This is a genomic window from Hylemonella sp. P2_B10 (assembly GCF_056404875.1).
The window spans coordinates 171,019-188,142 of the sequence record NZ_JBFUDE010000006.1 but is presented as its reverse complement, the minus strand read 5'-3'; the positions used below and the strand labels follow the sequence as shown (position 1 = coordinate 188,142).

At 68.0% G+C, this 17,124-nt stretch carries 11 protein-coding genes; 7 read left to right on the top strand and 4 right to left on the bottom strand.

The genetic code is table 11. From position 1 onward, the window contains the following. The first annotated feature begins 245 nt into the window (after window positions 1–245). A complete protein-coding gene (locus tag AC1DX2_RS23680; protein WP_477198889.1) occupies window positions 246–1,514 on the top strand; it encodes a glutamate carboxypeptidase in 1,269 nt (422 codons plus the stop codon). Here AC1DX2_RS23680 and AC1DX2_RS23675 read toward each other — a convergent pair whose 3' ends face one another. Together AC1DX2_RS23675 and AC1DX2_RS23670 are read right to left on the bottom strand one after the other, a co-directional pair. Beyond that, complete coding sequence (locus AC1DX2_RS23675) at window positions 1,515–2,285, bottom strand: hypothetical protein (protein ID WP_477198888.1); 771 nt, start codon at window positions 2,283–2,285, stop codon at window positions 1,515–1,517. A gap of 21 nt (window positions 2,286–2,306) precedes the next feature. Beyond that, window positions 2,307–3,509 carry an MFS transporter gene (locus tag AC1DX2_RS23670; protein ID WP_477198887.1) on the bottom strand — a complete coding sequence of 401 codons (1,203 nt, stop codon included), beginning with the start codon at window positions 3,507–3,509 and terminating at the stop codon, window positions 2,307–2,309. A 204-nt stretch (window positions 3,510–3,713) separates the two neighbouring features. Between AC1DX2_RS23670 and AC1DX2_RS23665 the strand changes: the two genes are divergently transcribed. Further along, window positions 3,714–5,774, top strand: coding sequence for a M10 family metallopeptidase (locus AC1DX2_RS23665; protein WP_477198886.1), 2,061 nt, complete (start codon window positions 3,714–3,716; stop codon window positions 5,772–5,774). 45 nt (window positions 5,775–5,819) lie between these two features. On the opposite strand, the gene AC1DX2_RS23660 is transcribed toward AC1DX2_RS23665, so the two are convergent. Further along, window positions 5,820–7,295, bottom strand: coding sequence for an RNB domain-containing ribonuclease (locus AC1DX2_RS23660; RefSeq protein ID WP_477198885.1), 1,476 nt, complete (start codon window positions 7,293–7,295; stop codon window positions 5,820–5,822). 107 nt (window positions 7,296–7,402) lie between these two features. Here AC1DX2_RS23660 and AC1DX2_RS23655 point away from each other — a divergent pair, with 107 nt between their 5' ends. The 4 genes from AC1DX2_RS23655 to AC1DX2_RS23640 all read left to right on the top strand — a co-directional run bounded on the left by AC1DX2_RS23655 (window position 7,403) and on the right by AC1DX2_RS23640 (window position 10,494). Continuing rightward, window positions 7,403–8,242: a cysteine hydrolase family protein gene (locus tag AC1DX2_RS23655; RefSeq protein ID WP_477198884.1), complete on the top strand. Its 840-nt coding sequence runs from the start codon at window positions 7,403–7,405 to the stop codon at window positions 8,240–8,242. Window positions 8,243–8,258: 16 nt separating this feature from the next. After that, complete coding sequence (gene pncB, locus AC1DX2_RS23650; RefSeq protein ID WP_477198883.1) at window positions 8,259–9,479, top strand: nicotinate phosphoribosyltransferase; 1,221 nt, start codon at window positions 8,259–8,261, stop codon at window positions 9,477–9,479. 122 nt (window positions 9,480–9,601) lie between these two features. Continuing rightward, entirely contained in the window at window positions 9,602–10,174 is a 573-nt protein-coding gene (locus AC1DX2_RS23645; protein WP_477198882.1) for a hypothetical protein, read from the top strand. A gap of 23 nt (window positions 10,175–10,197) precedes the next feature. Beyond that, the gene (locus AC1DX2_RS23640) at window positions 10,198–10,494 is read left to right on the top strand and encodes a cupin domain-containing protein (protein WP_477198881.1); all 297 of its coding nucleotides are present in this window, start codon (window positions 10,198–10,200) and stop codon (window positions 10,492–10,494) included. Between the two features lie 5 nt (window positions 10,495–10,499). Here the strand turns inward: AC1DX2_RS23640 and AC1DX2_RS23635 are convergent, their stop codons facing one another. Further along, on the bottom strand, window positions 10,500–13,400 hold the full coding sequence (locus AC1DX2_RS23635; protein ID WP_477198880.1) for an RCC1-like domain-containing protein: 2,901 nt from the start codon (window positions 13,398–13,400) through the stop codon (window positions 10,500–10,502). 312 nt (window positions 13,401–13,712) lie between these two features. Between AC1DX2_RS23635 and AC1DX2_RS23630 the strand changes: the two genes are divergently transcribed. After that, complete coding sequence (locus tag AC1DX2_RS23630; protein ID WP_477198879.1) at window positions 13,713–17,099, top strand: tetratricopeptide repeat protein; 3,387 nt, start codon at window positions 13,713–13,715, stop codon at window positions 17,097–17,099. The last annotated feature ends 25 nt before the right edge of the window (window positions 17,100–17,124 follow it).

Sequence of the window (17,124 nt, the reverse complement as noted above, 5' to 3'; positions counted from 1 at the left end):
CGGCGCCAGGGGCCCCAAAAAGACAAGAAGACCAGTGAGTTCTCACACTGCCTCGGTCTAAATGCGAATTCCGACGATTCCACTCTCATGCTCTAAAGCCGACGTCCAACTGCCATGCGGCCGCCAGGCTCGCCTCGAAGCGATAGGCGGCAGCGGGCTGATCGCGTGTCGCGCAGGCGAAATGCCGCCTCCAGGCGCCTGCCTATACTGCCCAGGTCTTTCACAACCACAGGAAGCCTCGGCCCATGCCCACCCGTTCCCACCGTTTCCCGCTGCGCGCGCTCGCGCTGTCCCTGGCCCTGGTGGCCGGCGCCACACCGGCCCTGGCCGCACCCGACGCGGCGCTGAAGGCGGCGGCCGAGAAGGCCCAGCCAGCCGTGATCGAGAGCCTGCGCGAGATGGTGATGATCGAGTCCGGCAGCAGCGACCGCGCCGGCCTGGCCAAGATGGCCGCGCTGCTGGAAGCGCGGCTACAGGGCTTAGGCTTCAAGACCGAGCGCAAGCGCATCGGTGACAGCGCCGACAGCGTGGTGGGCACGCTCACGGGAAGTGGCAAGAAGCGCCTGATGCTGGAGGCGCACATGGACACCGTGTACCAAAGCGGCATCCTGGCCAGCCAGCCCTACAAGGTGGACGGCAACCGCATTTACGGCCCCGGCATTGCCGACGACAAGGGCGGCCTGGCGGTGGTGCTGCACGGCCTGAAAATCCTGATGGAGGCCGGCTGGAAGAACTACGCGCAGCTGACCGTGGTGTTCAATCCCGACGAGGAAACCGGTTCGCGCAGCTCTGGCGAGCTGATCGCCACGCTGGCCGACCAGCACGACGTGGTGCTGTCCTTCGAGCCCAGTGTCGCCAAGGCGGTGGCCAAGAACGAGATCCTGCTGCTGGGCGCCGCCGGCACGGCGAGTGCCACGCTGGAGGTGAAGGGCAAGGCCTCGCACGCCGGCGCCGCACCCGAGCTGGGCCGCAACGCCCTGCTGGAGCTGGCCTACCAGCTGCAGCAGACCAAGGACGTGGCCAAGGACGTGCCTGGCGCGCAGCTGAACTGGACGCTGGCCAAGGCCGGAACCGTGTCCAACCAGATTCCCGACTCGGCGCAAGCCACCGGCGACGTGCGCACCACCCGGCCCGACGCCGCCGACAAGCTGCGCCAGGCGCTGCAGGACAAGCTGGCCGCCAGCGGCCACCTGGTGCCTGATACGCAAGTCAGCCTGAAGCTGGAGGTCGGCCGTCCGCCCTTCATGGCCACCGACCGCGGTCGCGCGCTGGCGCAGCAGGCCCAGGCCATCTATGCCGAGCTGGATGGCCGCGTGCTGGACCTGGTGCCCATGACCGGTGGGGCGACGGACGCCGGCTTTGCCGGCCGCTCCGGCAAGGCGGTGGTGGTGGAGAGCTTTGGCCTGGCCGGCTATGGCTACCACGCGCGGGACGAGTACATCGAGGTCGATTCCATCGTGCCCCGCCTGTACCTGGTGACGCGGCTGCTGATGGAGCTGGGCAAGGCGCCCTGATCAACGCGGGGCGGCGGCCTTGGCCGGCGCTGCCGCCTGCGCGGCGCGCAAGCGCGCCAGCTCCGCCCAGATGGCATTCACCAGTGTTGGGTTGGCGCGCTGGAACGCCTGGTTGAAGCTCAGGTAGGCCGGCTCCACCGCCAGCGGTTGCGCCAGCAGCTCCAGCTTGCCGCGAAACTCGTCGCTCGCCAGCGCCGTCTGCGCGATGCCGGTGGGCAGCACCGCCACCTCGCGGCGCTCGGCCATCAGCTTGCGCAGCAGCGAGTCGGCCTGGGGCAAGTCCACATCTTCAGCCACGCCCAAGGCCTTCAGCCGGTCGCGTGCCGCCATCTGCCCGGGCAGCACCATCACCGGTGTGCTCAGCCGCTGGAAGCTGCTGCCGTCCCAATCCACTGCGCTGCCGGCGCGGCGCACCACGCTGATGGTCAGCATGCCCACGGAGCGGGCGCTGTCCACGCTGCCATTTTTCTGTAGCGGAAAGGCATAGTCGCCGGTGAATTCCGGCGAGGCCACCATGGGGAGGGCCGCCATGTAGCTGCCAGTCTTCACGCCCAGGCGGCAGCGCAGCCAGGGCACGGCGACGAACTCCACCTGGGTGCCATGGCGCTGCGCGGCCTGGCGCACCAGGTGCTGTGCCGTGCCTTCCTCGTTCGGGTAGGTCAAGGGCGGCACCGGGTTCAGCGACACGCACACGGTCAGCATGCGGGCCTGCACAGCCGACGCCAGGCAGGCCATGGCAAGGCAGGTCAGTGCGCGTTTCACGGTGGTCATGCGATGGCGGCTCGGCATGGGTCAGTAGGCGCTGGTGCGCGGCCCCATCAGCCGCGCCGAGGCCAGTGTGGCGACGGCCGACAGCGCGATGCAGGCCCCCATCACCGGCGCGTAGCTGCCCGTGTGGTCAAACACCGCGCCAGCCAGCACCGGGCCCAGCAGGTTGCCCAAGGCAGCGCCGCTGTACAGCGTGCCCAGGATGCTGGAGACCGCGCGGGCGCCAAAGAAGTCCATGCACATGGCCGGCAGCAGCGACACGATGCCGCCATAACTCAGGCCGAACCACAGCGTGAACAGCACCAGGCTGATGTAACCGCCCGCCGCCCACCACAGCAGGTAAGAGGCGCCCATGGACAGCTGCATCAGCACCAGCGTGCGGCTGCGCCCCAGCTTGTCGGCCAGCGAGCCGATGGCAAAGCGGCCTACCAGGCTGCCGATGCCGATCAGCCCCACCAGGCCAACGGCCTGCGCCGGGGCGATACCCAGATCGCGCGCCGTGGCCGAGGCATGGGCAAAGGGGATGAACATGGTGGGCGCCGCCGTCAGCGTGGCCAGGTACAACCACCAGAAGTGCTTGTTGCGCAGCGCTTCGCGCAGCGTCAGCCCGGTGGCTGTGCTGGTTTTCTGGCCCGCCTGGGCGCCGCCCGCAGCCGGTGCGCGCCGCAGCAGCAGTGTGGCACCGCACCCCAGCAGCAGCACCAGCAGCGCCAGCACACGCATGGCGTCGCGCCAGTGCAGCGCGGCTATTGTCCCGGCCACCAGCAGCGGCAGCACCAGCGTGCCCGCGCCTATGCCGGCGCTGGCGGTGCCGGCGGCCAGGCCGCGCCGCGTGGTGAACCAGGGCTGCACACAGGCCATGGAGGGGGTGTACACCAGCGCGATGCCCACGCCAATGCCCACGCCATAGGTCAGGTAGACGGTGGCCATGCTCTGCGCAAAGCTGGTGGCCAGCAGGCCGGCCGCGATGCAGGCCATGCCGGCGGTGCAGACCCGGCGCGGGCCGAAGCGGTCGGCCAGCAGGCCACCGGCCACACCGCAGGTGAAATAGATCAGCCCGCACAGGCCAAACACCAGCGACACATCGGCCCGCTGCGCCGCGAACTCACCGGCAAACGACTGGAAGAAGGCGGCGAAGGAATAGGCAACGCCGAAGATCACCGCCATGCTGGTGAAGGCGGCCCACACCACCGCCCAGGCATAGGCCGGCTCGTTGTGCTTGTTCATTGCGGGCCAGTCTAGCAGCGGGCCTCGCTGTTGCGCATGCCGACAACCCTAAGGAGAGTGAACGGGGCTGCCTGCCACATTGAAACGGCGGTTGTCAATCCTTCCGTGGCAGGATGTGGTTTGCCCCTTTTGGGGGAGTGCTGGTGTGCAGGATTGATGGAATGATGGCGGCCTTTCGTTTGTAATTCTCATTCTCCCGCGTCCATGCCGTCTCCCACCGCTTCCAGCCCCACCAGCCGCGTGCCGTTCAACGGTGCCGATGACATCCTGAACTCCCTGATAGGCGGCACCAAGTGGGGCGGTGCCATGGGCACCGGCGCCACGCTGACCTTCAGCTTCCCCTGGACGACCGAGGCCACTGCGGTGTTTGCCGGCCCCGGCGGCAAGGGCGACTACTCCAGCAGCCAAGAGGACACGGCTGACGTGCGCTTCGGCCTGGACGCCACCCAGCAGGACGCCGCGCGCACCGCGCTGCAGGTCTGGGCCAACGTGGCCAACGTGAAATTCAGCGAGGTCACCGACGGCCAAGACAACGTGGGCGACATCCGCTTTGCCTATTCCTCCACCGCCGACACCGCCACCACCACCACCGGCCGCGCCGTGTGGGGCTATGGCTACTACCCCAACAACACCTACCCCAGTGGCGGCGATGTCTGGCTCAGCAGCAAGGGCTCGGGCAACACCAAGTTCAGCTGGGGGCCGGGCTCGTACAACCTGGGCGCGCTGATTCACGAAGTCGGCCATGCGATGGGCCTGAAGCACCCGTTCGAGTCCTCCGGCAGCAATGCCACCATCATCCCCGATGGCTGGGACGGCCGGCTGTACACGGCCATGAGCTATTCCTTCGTGCCGGACCACCCCGAGCTGGTGGGCTTCACCTACACGCCCACCACGCCGATGCTGCTGGACATCATGGCCATCCAGGCCATCTACGGCGTCAACAAGACCTTCAACGCCGGCGACAACACCTACAGCTTCACCGACAGCGCCAGCCAGTATTACTTCCAGACCATCTGGGATGGCGGCGGCACCAACACCATCGCCTACAGCGGCAACACTTCTGCGACCATTGACCTGCGCGAAGGCCACGGCAGCACCATCGGCAACCCGGTGTATGCCTACACGCTGACCAACAGCAAGGCCTACCAGGTGCAAAACGTGTGGATCGCCTATGGAGTGCGCATCGACCAGGCCAGCGTGTCGGGCAATGGCAACCACACGCTGATCGCCAATGACAACGGCGACAAACTCAGCGGCGGCACCGGCTACGACAACCTGACCGGCGGCGCCGGCGCGGACACCCTCAACGGCGGCGGTGCCGACGACCGGCTGGACGGCGGGGCCGGTACCGACGTGCTGGAAGGCGGCGCCGGCAACGACACCATGGCCGGTGGCGCCGGCAACGACAGCTTTGACATGCGCGCCAGCGAGCGGGGCGGCCGCGACACCATGCAGGGCGGCGCTGGCGACGACAGCTATGCACTGGATGACCTGGCAGACAAGGTGGTGGAGACCGCCGCTGAGGGCAACGACACGCTGTGGGTGCCGTTTGACTACACGCTGGCCAACCTGCCGAATGTGGAGAACCTGCGGGCACTCACGGGCAGTGGCGCCGCCGCTGGCCTGAAGCTGAGCGGCAACGACGCCAACAACCTGCTGTCCGGCACGGCTGGCAATGACGTGCTGGACGGCGGCGCCGGCACCGACACCGTGGTGTTCAACGGCAGTGCCAAAGACCACCAGGTGGTGCGCGCCTCCAGCGGCGTGCTCAGCGTCAGCGACACGGCCGGCGCCGCCACCCAGCAAGATGGCAGCGACAGCCTGAGCAATGTGGAGCGCCTGCGCTTTGCCGACCAGGGCCTGGCCTTCGACCTGGGGGTGTCGCAGCCGGGCGGCGAGGCGGTGCTGCTGATGGCCGCAACGCTGGGCGCGGCCTTTGTGCGCGACAAGGGCTGGGCAGCCATGTTCCTGAACTACTTTGACAGTGGTGCCAGCCTGCTCGATGGCGCCAACCTGCTGGTGGGCGCAGGCGTGGTGGCCGCTTTTGCCGGTGGCAGCGACAACACCAGCTTCGCCAAATACGTCTACACCAACGTGACCGGCCATGCGCCGGACGCGGCCACGCTGACTTCGCTGCTGGCGGGTTTGGGCAACCCCGGCATGACGCAAGCGCAATGGATGGCCGACATGGCGGCGTCCAGCGCCAACCAGGCCGGTGTGCAGCTCAGCGGCTACGTCCAGACGGGGCTGGCGTTCGCCATTTGAGGGGGCAGCCGCCCAGCGGCGCGGAAGCCGGGCGTCGCAGCGGCCTCAGCCCGCCGGCGCGAAGTCGATGAAGCCGCGCTCCACATTCGTGGACACCAGCTTCACCCGCAGCTTGTCGCCCACGTCGTGCTCGTCCATGCCATTGATCAGCCGCCCTTCGGCCGGCGGCGAGAAGATGCGCACCCACACGCCCTTGTCGCCGCTGCCGGTCACCACGGCGTCAAAGCGCTGGCCTATGCGCGTGGACAGCAGCATGGCCGCTTCGGACTTGCGCATCTGCCGCTCCACCTTCTTGGCGGCGTCTTCCTGCTGGGTGCAGTGCAACGCCAGCGCGGCCAGCTCGGCGCGCTTGTAGGGTGGTGGTTCGCCGCGCAAGATGCTTTTCAGCAGCCGCGAGGTGATCAGGTCGGGAAAGCGCCGGTTGGGCGCGGTGGAGTGGGCATAGTCGCGCACCGCCAGGCCGAAATGGCCCACGGGCTCGCTGCCGGGCACCTCCATCACGTATTCGCCCGCGCCCATCAGCTTGACGATGACCAGCGACAGGTCGGCAAAGCGCAGCGGGTCGGCCCGGCGGCGCTTGGCCAGGAAGCTCTCCAGCGCCTTGCTGTCGGGTTGCCCAGGCAGGTGCTCGCCATAGGTTTCGGCCAGCTTGACGATGCGCAGCCAGCGCTCGGGCGAGCGCACCACCCGGCGCAGCGAGGCCACGCCGTGCGCCGCCAGGAAGCGCGCCGCGCAGCCGTTGGCCGCCACCATGGCCTCTTCGATCAACTGGCGGGCGCGGTTTTGCACCTGCTGCTGGATGTCCACCACCCGCTCGCCGTCGAACACCGCCCTGGGCTGGAAGGATTCAAACTCCAGCGAGCCGGCGCTGTGGCGGCGCTGTCGCAGCGCCTGCGCCAGTGCGTCCTGCGCGCGCAGTTGGGCGTCCATGCCCGGCACGGCGGCAGCGGCAGTCGGCAGCGCGCCGTCGCCCGTCAGCCAGGCGCTGACAGCGTCGTAGGCCAGTTGGGCCTGGTTGTGCACGCGGGCGCGGTAGATGTCGGCGCCCTGCAGCGCACCTTCGGCATCGAAATGCATGTCGGTGACCAGCGCCAGCCGGTCCTGGCCGGGGTTCAGTGACGTCAGGTCGGTGGACAGCCGCTCGGGCAGCATGGGGAAGATGCGTGCCGAGGTGTAGACCGAGGTGGTGTTGACGTGCGCATGGCGGTCCAGCCCGCTGCCCAGGCGCACCAGGGCGTCCACATCGGCCACCGCCACCAGCAGGCGCAGCTCTCCGTCTTTCAGCGGCACGCTGACGGTCAGCTGGTCCAGGTCGCGCGAATCGTCGTTGTCCAGCGAACACCACAGCAGGCTGCGCAGGTCGCGTATGCGCGTGTCTTCGGGCTCCAGCGGGGCCGCGTGCAGGTGCGCCACCTCCTGCAGTGCCTGGCTGCTGAATTCGGGCTCCAGGCCGCGCTCCATCATGGCGCGCACCGCCAGGTGGGCCAGATCGCTGCGTTGGTGGGTGTGGTGGTTGGGCATGGTGGGCAATATACGCCCACACCCAAAGCCCTGGGCCGGGTGGCGGCTTGTGGCGAGCCCGTACACTGCGGGTTGCTATGGACTGGCCGGCGCATGGCGCCCACCCCATGAACACCCACCTGCTCATCATCGACCCGCAAAACGATTTCTGCGATGTTGCCCCCGGCGCGCCGGCCGGCTACACCCCGGCACTGCCTGTAGCCGGTGCCGATGCCGACCTGCGCCGCCTGGCGGCCTTTGTGCACCGGCACCAGGCGCACATCCACGGCGTCACCGTCACCATGGACTCGCACCCCTGGGTGGCGGTGGAGCGCACCACCTTCTGGCACACCGGCGACGGCCAGGCCGTGCCGCCATTCACCTGGCTGACGCTGGCCGATGTGCAGGGCGGCAAATTCCGCCCGCGCGACCCGGGCCAAGCCCCGGCCGTGCTGGCGATGCTGGAACAACTCACAGCGCGTGGCCGCGACGGCCTGATGGTGTGGCCGGTGCACTGCGTCACCGGCACCTTCGGCCACAACATCCACGCCGCGCTGGCCACCGAGCTGCAGGCCTGGGAAGAGGCCCACCAGCGCGTGGTGCGCAAGGTCATCAAGGGCGATTACCCGCTGTCTGAACACTACGGCGCCTTCGAGGCCGACGCGCCGGTGCCCGGCGTGCCGTCCACCCAGTTCAACACCGCGCTGGCGCAGCGTGTGGTGGTGGGGGTGGACCTGCTGCTGCTGGCCGGTGAGGCCGCCAGCCATTGCGTGGCCGCCAGTTTTGACCAGTTGGCCGCTTTCCTGGCCCAGCACCGTGGCGCGCGCCCGCGCATCGCCGTGCTGCGCGACTGCATGAGCCCGGTGGGTGGCTTCGACCATTTGGCCGAGGGCTTCTACCAGCGCGCCCGCGCCTTTGGTGCAGATATCCTGAGCAGCAGCGAAGCCGACACCTTGCTCAGCCGCTGAATTGGCCAGGAACCCCATGCCCGCTGATACCTCTTTTAGCCCGGTGATCCACAGCCTGCTGGAGACTGACCTCTACAAGTTCACCATGTGGCAGCCCATGCTGCACTCGCTGCCCACCAACCAGGCCGAGTACCACTTCGTCTGCCGCAACGCGCCCGCTTTCCCGTTGACCGAGCTGCGCGACGAGCTGGAGGCGCAACTGGACGCGCTGTGTGCCTTGCGCTTCAGCGAGGAAGAGCTGGCCTACCTGGGGGGCTTTCGCTACATCAAGTCCGACTTCATCGACTTCCTGCGCCTGTTCCACTTCCAGCGCCGCTACCTGAGCATCGTCGATGACGGCGACCATCTGGTGGTGATCGCCAAAGGCCCGCAGGTGCATGTGATGGGCTTCGAGATCTACGTGCTGGCCATCATCAACGAGGTGTACTTCCGCCGCGTGGCTGCCGGCGACGTGCGCACGGCCGCGCTGGCAGAAGGGCGCCAGCGCCTGCAGGGCAAGATTGCACTGCTGCGCGATTTCGAGCGCAACAGCCCGGCCTTGCGCCATCCGTTCGAGTTTTTTGACTTTGGCGTGCGCCGGCGCTTTTCTGGCGAGTGGCAGGAAGAGGTGGTGGCCACGCTGGCGCGCGAGGTGCCGCAGTTCTTCAAGGGCACCTCCAACGTCTACCTGGCGCGCAAGCTGGGGCTGATCCCCATCGGCACCATGGCGCACGAGTATCTGCAGACCTACCAGGCGGTGGGCGTGCAGCTGCGCGGCTTTCAAAAGGCGGCGCTGGAGGGTTGGGTGCAGGAATACCGCGGCGACCTCGGTGTGGCGCTGACCGACGTGGTGGGCATGGACGCCTTCCTGGCCGACTTCGACCTTTACTTCGCCAAGCTGTTCGACGGCCTGCGCCACGACAGCGGCGACCCGGTGGTGTGGGGCGAGAAGGCGCTGGCCCACTACGCCAAGCTGCGCATCGACGCCCACACCAAGCGCCTGGTGTTCTCCGACGGGCTGGAGCTGCCGGTGGCGCTGAGCCTGCATGCGCACTTTGCCGACCGCACGCAGACCGGCTTTGGCATCGGCACCAGCCTGACCAACGACATGGGCCTGACCGCGCTGAACATCGTGATGAAGCTGGTCAGCTGCAACGGCCAGCCAGTGGCCAAGCTGTCGGATTCGCCGGGCAAGACCCTGTGCGACGACCAGACTTTCCTGGCCTATTTGCGCCAGGTTTTTAACAAGTATGATTGATGCGTTGTAAGGTTCGCCGGCCGCGCTGTGCTAGAGGCGCCGCGCCAGGCGAGTCTGCGGCAAGCCGGCCTCGTCGTTGGGGCTTTGAAGACCATTTTTTCTGACCAGAGAGAAGTCCGCCCATGCCACTTTCCGCCGCCACCCTCAACGCCATGCAAAAAGCCGGTGCCGCCGTGTACCAGGCCGACCAGCACCTGAAGGAAGCCGTCAAGGAACACGCACAGCGCATTGGCGCGGCGCTGAAGGCCAGCCCGCTGGACGCCGAAAACGACGTGCTGTTCGAAGATTGGAAGGCCATTGCCCGGCTGTCGCAGACCGTGGCCGACATCGAGTCGCAGCTGTCCAAGGCGTTTGCTGCGGCCGGCAAACTCAAGGGCAAGGGTAAGGGCGCCGCCAAGAGTCTGGCCAAAGCCAAGAAGAAGCCAGGCCGCAAGCCGGCTGGCGCGGCCGGTGCCACCAAGGGCAAGCGCGGCCGCAAGCGCTCGGCCGACGGCATGGGCGGCAACCCGTCCAAGCTGTTGAAGCACCTGGAAACGCTGCTCAATGGGCAAGACTTCACCATCATCAGCCAGTCCGAAGCGGGCCGGCAAACCGGCATCCCCATAGGCTCCATGACCGCCGCGTTGAAGCGGCTGACCGAGCTGGGCCGCATCACCGTCGGCCCCAACGGCGGCTACAAGCTGGCTGCCGCCTGAACACCATCGCCTGAGGCGTTCACGTGGAGCTGGAAGCCTTCAAGCACACGCTGGCCGCCGAAGGCTTTCCGCCACCGGTGCAGGTGGCACGCTTGGCCAACGACTTTGTGGACCTGCACACCCACCCGTTTGAGGCCAAGGCGCTGGTGGTGCAGGGCGAGCTGCGCATCGTCGTGGACGGCCAGTCCACCACCTATGCTGCGGGGCAGGTCTTTCACCTGGCGCACAGCCAGCCGCATTCCGAGTATTACGGCCCGGATGGGGTCGAATACTGGGTGGGTCGCAAGGACGGCCACCAGGTAGCCGCTGACCAGACATGAGTCTGTTAACGGCAGCCGGCCGTCTGGTACCAGTCTGCCACGGCCCCCAGGTTCAGTGCCTGGTTGGCTGACAGCGGGCCTGCGTAGTACAACCTGTTGTCAGCAACCCCCAGCGTGGCGCCAGTCTGCGTGAAATAACGCAGGTAGGTGCTGCTGTAAGCCCGTGAGGCGCTGCCCTTGGGGGCAAACAAGGCGGGGAAGCTGGCTTCGGCCCAGTCGAACAGGCAGTTTGCCGGCTTGACCTGGGCCATCACGGTACAGCTGGGTGCGGCCGTCAAGCCCACGCTGGCCACCGCGCGTATGCGGTCGGCCACCGCCATTTCGGTGGGGTTGCTGCCATAGCCCACGCAAAACTCGGAGCCCGTGAGGTCACTGAAATTGGTGCCGTCGAGGATTTTCTGCGCCGCCAGTTGCTCGCCCAACACCCCGGTGGCATACGGCAGCAGTTGCCCGTTCACCACGGGCTGCCAGCCCGAACTGGTCAGCTGCATGGGCACAAAGCTGGTGGCTTCGGGCATGGTGGCCATCTTGTTTTTTGCCTGCGGTGCCGCCACACCGGCGGCCGCACCCAGCGTGCCAGCAGGCACCATCGCCGTGACATAGACCGACCCGGGCTTGCCCACATCGGCAGGCCCGAACCGGGTCGTGTTGCTGACCACAGAGCCCGCGCTCTGGATCTGCCCGGAAGCGATGACGAAAAAGCTGGGCATCTTGGCAGCAGGTGGTTGGGTACCGCCGGCAAGGTTCAGCAAACCATTGGCGCCTTCGTTGACCAGTGCCACCGCGGCAGGGCGGCTCACCAGCGTGCCATCGCCAATCTGGCCTTCGAAGTTGCGGCCCCAGCCCAGCACGCTGCCGTCGGCGAGCGTTACCAGCGTAAAGTAGGCGCCACAGCTCACGCTGGCCACGTTGCTGAGGTTGGGCACCAGCGCAGGCGTGGTGGAATAGGTGTCGGCGGTGGTCCGGCCCAGTTCACCATAGGCGTTGCTGCCCCAGGTCCATAGCCGCCGCTGCTGGTCCAGCGCGCAGCTGTGGAAATCGCCGGCGGAAATGGCCACCACACTGTTGGGCGCAGGCAACCGAACGGGCAACAGCCGAGTCAGCCGCGCGCCATCTCCCACCTGGCCGTTGTTGTTCAGGCCCCAGCTCCACACATTGCCGTTCACGTCCAGCACCATCTGGTGAAAACCGCTGGTGGACACACGCGTGATCCTGGGCAGATCTGGTACCGGAGCCGGGTTGCTGAAAATGCCTATGCTGGAATTGCCAGCTTGGCCATAGCGGTTGTCGCCCCAAGCCCACACGCCGCCGCTGCGGGTCAGCGCGATGGCGTTGCCGTAGCGAGCGGAAACAGCGGCCACGCCTCTGAACGCTGTGACCACGGCCGGCAGCGCTGCGCCGCTCGGGTTGCCCGTTCCCAGCTTGGCCGTCATGCCGTTGTCGCCCCAGGACCAGAGCGTGCCGTTGCCGTCAATGGCGAACGACGCATCCCCTGCGGCCGCCACCGCGGCCATCGGTGGCAGGCCGGCAATTGGTTGGGGCACCAGCGCATCGCGGCCACTGGCGTCCCCCAGCTGTGCGCTGCCGTTGCGGCCCCAGCCCCAGACCCGGCCATCCCCGCCCAGCGCCAGGTTGTGGGCCTGGCCCGCCGCCACCGACTCCACCCCGGGCATGCCCACCACCCGCACCGGCACGCTGCTGCCCGCAACACTGCCATCCGCCAGCTGGCCCAGGCCATTGCTGCCCCAGGCCCACAGGCTGCCATCGACGCCAATGGCGACGCAGAAGTCCGAGCCGGCAGCCACCTGTGCCATCCGGGGCAGCCCCTGCACGGCGCCTGGCCGGGTGCGGTCAAGGGTGTCGCCGCTGCCCAGCTGGCCGCTGCCGTTGCGGCCCCAGGTGAGCACACTGCCCAGGGCATCGACCGCTGCAACGCCCGCATTGGCGATGGAAAACCTCTGCAACCCGAGCAGGCCGGCCACCCGTACAGGCGTGAACTGCTGCCCGTACTGGTCGTCGCCAAACTGCCCCATCTCATTGCTGCCCCACACCCAGACCCCACCGTCGCGGGCAATGGCCACGTTGACCAGCGTGCCGGACTGGATGGCTGCGATGGGCGGCAAGCCCGGGACAAGCCCAGGGAACATGCGGTCGGTCGTGCTGCCGTCGCCCATGGCCCCCCAGGTGCCGCGGCCCCAGGCCCACACGCGGCCCAGGTTGTCCAGCGCCAGGTTGGAGGCGCTGCTGCTGCTGATGGCGGTGATGCCGGCCAGCGTGGCCAGCTTCACCGGCACCAACGCGCGGGTGGCGGAGATGCCCGTGCCCAGTTGGCCAAAGCCATTGTCGCCCCAAGCCCAGACGGCACCATTGACGTCCAGGGCCAACGAGTGGATGGCGCCGGCAGACACCGCTTGCAGGGTCGGCAAGCCGGCGATTTTCCTGGCCGTCAGCTGGTCGACAACCTGTCCATTGCCGAGCTGTCCATAGTAGTTCCAGCCGAAAGACCAGGCGGCACCATCCTGCGTCAGCGCCAGCGAATGCCCAAGGCCACTTGACACTGCGCTGACTGTGCCGGAAAACCCCAGCACCTTGACCGGAAATGCCTTGCTGACATCGGTGCCGTCACCCAGCGCACCGCTGGAGCCATTGCCCCAGCTCCACAGGGTGCCGTCGCCACGCAGCGCATGCGCGTGGCCGGAGCCCACGCTGACCGATCTGACGTTGTCCAATGCCGCGATGCGCCGCGCCGACACCTGGATCGCCGCTTGGCCATTGCCCAGTTGCCCGCCATCGTTGCGTCCCCAGGCGAGCACCGTGCCGTCTGCCTTCAAGGCCAGAGCAAAGCCGCTGCTGGTGGCCAGTTGCGGCTGCGCCGCCCGACCAGGCGGGCAGGCGAGGGCGAGCATGCCAACGCAAAGGACCGTGGCGAGGCTTTTCATTTTCAGTTGACCCCTTGAATGGGCAACAGCATGCCTGGGCCGTGGCGCTTTGGCAATATGCCGGCTGGGCAAGCGAAAGCACCGGAGGTGGAACAAGGCAGGCCCCGGCACTTGCGCAATGCGCCTCCTTCGGCGACATTCATGTGGCGCGCGCGCCAGCGCAGCGCATCGGCAAACAGGCTCGCTACCAACAACTTGTCCGCACAACAAGGGTTCGCAATGGTCAACAACAAGAAGCGTGTTTGGCTCGTGGCTCGCGTCCTCACTTGCGTTCTGCCCGTGGCCTGTTGCCAGCAGGTGCTGGCCGCCGACGCCCAGGTGGTGATGGTGCAGGGCCAGGTGCAGGTGTTTGATGCCGCTTCCAACGCCTGGCGCCCCGCGGCGGTGAACCAGGCGCTGGCTGCCGGCGAAACCGTGCGCACCGGCGAGGCCAGCCAGATGGCCCTGTTGATGCAGGACCAGACGCAGGTGCGGCTGAACCAGCGCAGCGAATTCCGCCTCAAATCGGTGGCCACCGCCAGTGGCGGCGAAACGGCGTTGGAGCTCAGGGCCGGTCGCATGTGGGCACAGGCCAAGCAGTTCTTCACCGGCATCAGCCGGGGCGCCACCAATGTGGTGGGCACCCTGAAGCTGCAGCGCCTGGTGGTCAACACCCCCACCTCCACCATAGGCATACGCGGCACCGACTGGGAGGTCAGCGTGGGCGATGCCGACACCACCACGGTGATTGTGTTCAGCGGCGAGGTGGCGGTGGCCAACGAACTGGGCGAGGTGTCGGTGGGCGCCAGCGAGCAGGCCACAGTGCGCCGCGGCCAGGCGCCGGTGAAGGTGCTGCTGTCCTCTGCGCGCGAGCGCGTGCAATGGGTCACGGCCTACCAGCCCATCCCCCGGCGCTGGCTGGCCAGCGTGCCAGCTGCGTTGGAGCCGGCCGTGCGTGCCATCGAGGCCGGCGACCATGCCGCGGCGCTGGCCGCGCTGGTGCCGCAGGCCAGCAACTCTGCGCCCGCCGCCCTGGTGCTGGCCGACCTGTACATCGCCCAAGGCCGCGCCGACGACGCACTGGCCCTGCTGCAACCGCTGGCCCAGGGTGGGCGGGGTGACCCGCTGGCCAGCGCGCTGGCTGCGCGCGCGCTCACCCTGGCAGGCCGGCTGGATGAAGCTTCCGCCCTGCTGGCCAGTGCGCGCGCCCAGCAGCCCAGCCAGCCCGAGCTTGTGCTGGCTGCCGCCGACTTGGCGCGCGTGCGCGGCGAGGGCAGCACCGCACTGGCCTTGTACACCCAGCTCGCGCAGGCCGATGTGCAGCGGCACGAGGCCTGGTTTGGCGCCGGCCGCATCGCGGCGGAAAAAGAAGACGTCGCTGCGGCGCAAGATGCATTGGGCCGCGCCATCGCCATGGCCCCCGGCACCGCCGGCTACCAGGCCGAGCTGGCCACGCTGCAAACGCAAACCGGCAACTTGGCCGCCGCCCGCGCCTCGTTCGAGGCCGCGCTGCGCCAGCACCCGGACGACTACCAGGCCCTCACCGGCCTGGGCCTGCTGCAGCTCAAAAGCGGGCAGACACGCGATGCGCTGGCCTCGTTCCTGAAAGCGGGCCTCATCGAACCCCGCTACGCCCGCGCCCAGCTCTACACCGCCGTGGCCTATTACCAGCTCGGCAGTACAGGGCGGGCGCTGGAGACCCTGGACAAGGCCAAGGCGCTGGACCCCAATGACCCGCTGCCCCACCTGTACGAGAGCCTGATCCGCAACGATCTGCTGCAGCCCGGCGACGCGCTGCAGGCCTCGCGCCGCGCGCTGGCGCTGCTGCCTTACCTGAAGTCACTCAACCCGGTGGCCAATGACCAGAAAGGCAGCGCCAACCTGGGTGCCGCGCTGGCCGCGCTGGGGCTGGAAGACTGGGCGCGCGCGTATGCGCAAGACGCCTACTACCCCTTCTGGGCCGGCAGCCACCTGTTCCTGGCCGACCGCTATGCGGGCGACTTCAACAAGAAGTCCGAACTGTTCCAGGGCTTCCTGACCGACCCCACGGTGTTTGGCGCCTCCAACCGCTTCTCCAGCCTGGTGGAGCGGCCAGGCAACTACGTCACGCTGGGCTTGCGCCACGACAGCAGCCGCGACATGAAGATCACCGAGCCCACCTTCACCATCAACGGCCTGGCCAATGCCAGTGTGCCCGTGGCCTGGTTTGGCGAGGTGATACAAACGCGCGCCCAGCCCGACCAACTGGCGTTTGGCGCCCAGTCCCACACCTACACCGTGGCGCTGGGCGCACGCCCCACCTATGCGTTGGGCTTGTTCGCCTATGCCAATGCGTTTGACGCCGACATCACGCTGGGCCCCACCCCATCGGCCACCAACGTCACCGGCAGGAGCCGCATCACCGGTCACAACGAGCGCCTGGACGCAGGTGGCAGCTACCGCTTCGGCCCGCAGTCGCAGGCCTGGCTGAAGCTGGGCACGGGCAGCGAATCGTCCACCAGCAACAGCGTCTCCAGCTTTGACACGCCCGGCGGCCTGGCCACCAACCTGTCCGCCTTTGAAACCCGGCCCCACCAGCGCGATGTGCAGCTGCGCCACAGCTTTGCTGCCAGCCCCCGGCACGAGGTGAGCTGGGGCGTGGAGCGCGCCAGCACCAGCAAGGTCAACACCCTGGTGCAAGAGAACTTCTACCACCTGGGCAGCGGCACCCCCAGCAACCCCGTGCCCTCGGACCGGCTGGCCCAGCGCGATGACGACGTCTCGCGCGACCTGTGGTTCTCCGACCGCTACCAGCCCAGCGCGCAATGGCTGCTGCAGCTGGACCTGGCCGCGCAGCATTACACCAAGACGCGTGACATCAACATCTACCGTGACCGCACGCCGCCCGCCACCCAGCTGTTCCCCGAGCGCTACGAGCGCAACAGCCTGTCCCCGCGCCTGGGCGCCGCCTGGGCGGTGGCCCCCGGCGCCACCCTGCGCGGCGCGTTGCAGAAGTGGCTGCGCCCGGCCTCGTTCAGCTCGTTGGAGCCGGTGGCCACGGCCGGCATCCCGGTGGATGACACGCTGGTCAACCCCGGCGGGCAACTGACGCGCGCGCGCCTGCAGCTGGACTGGGAAACCTCGCCCAGCACCTTCTTCACCGCCTTTGCCGACCGCCGCGAGGTGGACAACCTCAACTCGCCATTGGACGGCGTGCTCAACACCCGCRCCGACGTCTCCAACATCGACCGCCTGCGCCAGCGCACCGTGGCCAACCTGGCGGCGCCAGACGCGCTGGAGGACAAGCCGGTGTTCGCGCGCGGCAACGCCACCAGCGCCGGCGTCACCTTCAACCAGGTCATCACCCGCCAGTGGGCCGCCTACGCCGGCTACGCGCACACCCAGTCCGCCAACACCGGTGCAGGCCTGCTGGGCAACGCGCTGCCCTGGCTGCCCGAACACCGCGCCAGCCTGGGCCTGAACTGGTCGGGCGATGAGCGCCTGCAGATCAGCGCCCAGGCGGTGTGGCGTTCACAGCGCTTTGCCGACGAGGCCAACAAGCTGCCCCAAAGCGCCGGCTGGGACATGACGCTGAAGCTGCACTGGGAGTCCGCGGACAAGCACTGGGCGGTGGATGGCTATGCCGCCAACCTGTTCAAGCGGGGCGTGGAAAACCTGCTGGGCATCAACGTGGTGGCGCGGTACTGACGGGCACACCGCACGTGCGATCACA

Coding starts and splice junctions, on each gene's coding strand:
- AC1DX2_RS23680 (WP_477198889.1), top strand. CDS start 246: ATGCCCACCCGTTCCCACCGTTTCCCGCTGCGCGCGCTCGCGCTGTCC.
- AC1DX2_RS23675 (WP_477198888.1), bottom strand. CDS start 2,285: ATGACCACCGTGAAACGCGCACTGACCTGCCTTGCCATGGCCTGCCTG.
- AC1DX2_RS23670 (WP_477198887.1), bottom strand. CDS start 3,509: ATGAACAAGCACAACGAGCCGGCCTATGCCTGGGCGGTGGTGTGGGCC.
- AC1DX2_RS23665 (WP_477198886.1), top strand. CDS start 3,714: ATGCCGTCTCCCACCGCTTCCAGCCCCACCAGCCGCGTGCCGTTCAAC.
- AC1DX2_RS23660 (WP_477198885.1), bottom strand. CDS start 7,295: ATGCCCAACCACCACACCCACCAACGCAGCGATCTGGCCCACCTGGCG.
- AC1DX2_RS23655 (WP_477198884.1), top strand. CDS start 7,403: ATGAACACCCACCTGCTCATCATCGACCCGCAAAACGATTTCTGCGAT.
- pncB (WP_477198883.1), top strand. CDS start 8,259: ATGCCCGCTGATACCTCTTTTAGCCCGGTGATCCACAGCCTGCTGGAG.
- AC1DX2_RS23645 (WP_477198882.1), top strand. CDS start 9,602: ATGCCACTTTCCGCCGCCACCCTCAACGCCATGCAAAAAGCCGGTGCC.
- AC1DX2_RS23635 (WP_477198880.1), bottom strand. CDS start 13,400: ATGCTCGCCCTCGCCTGCCCGCCTGGTCGGGCGGCGCAGCCGCAACTG.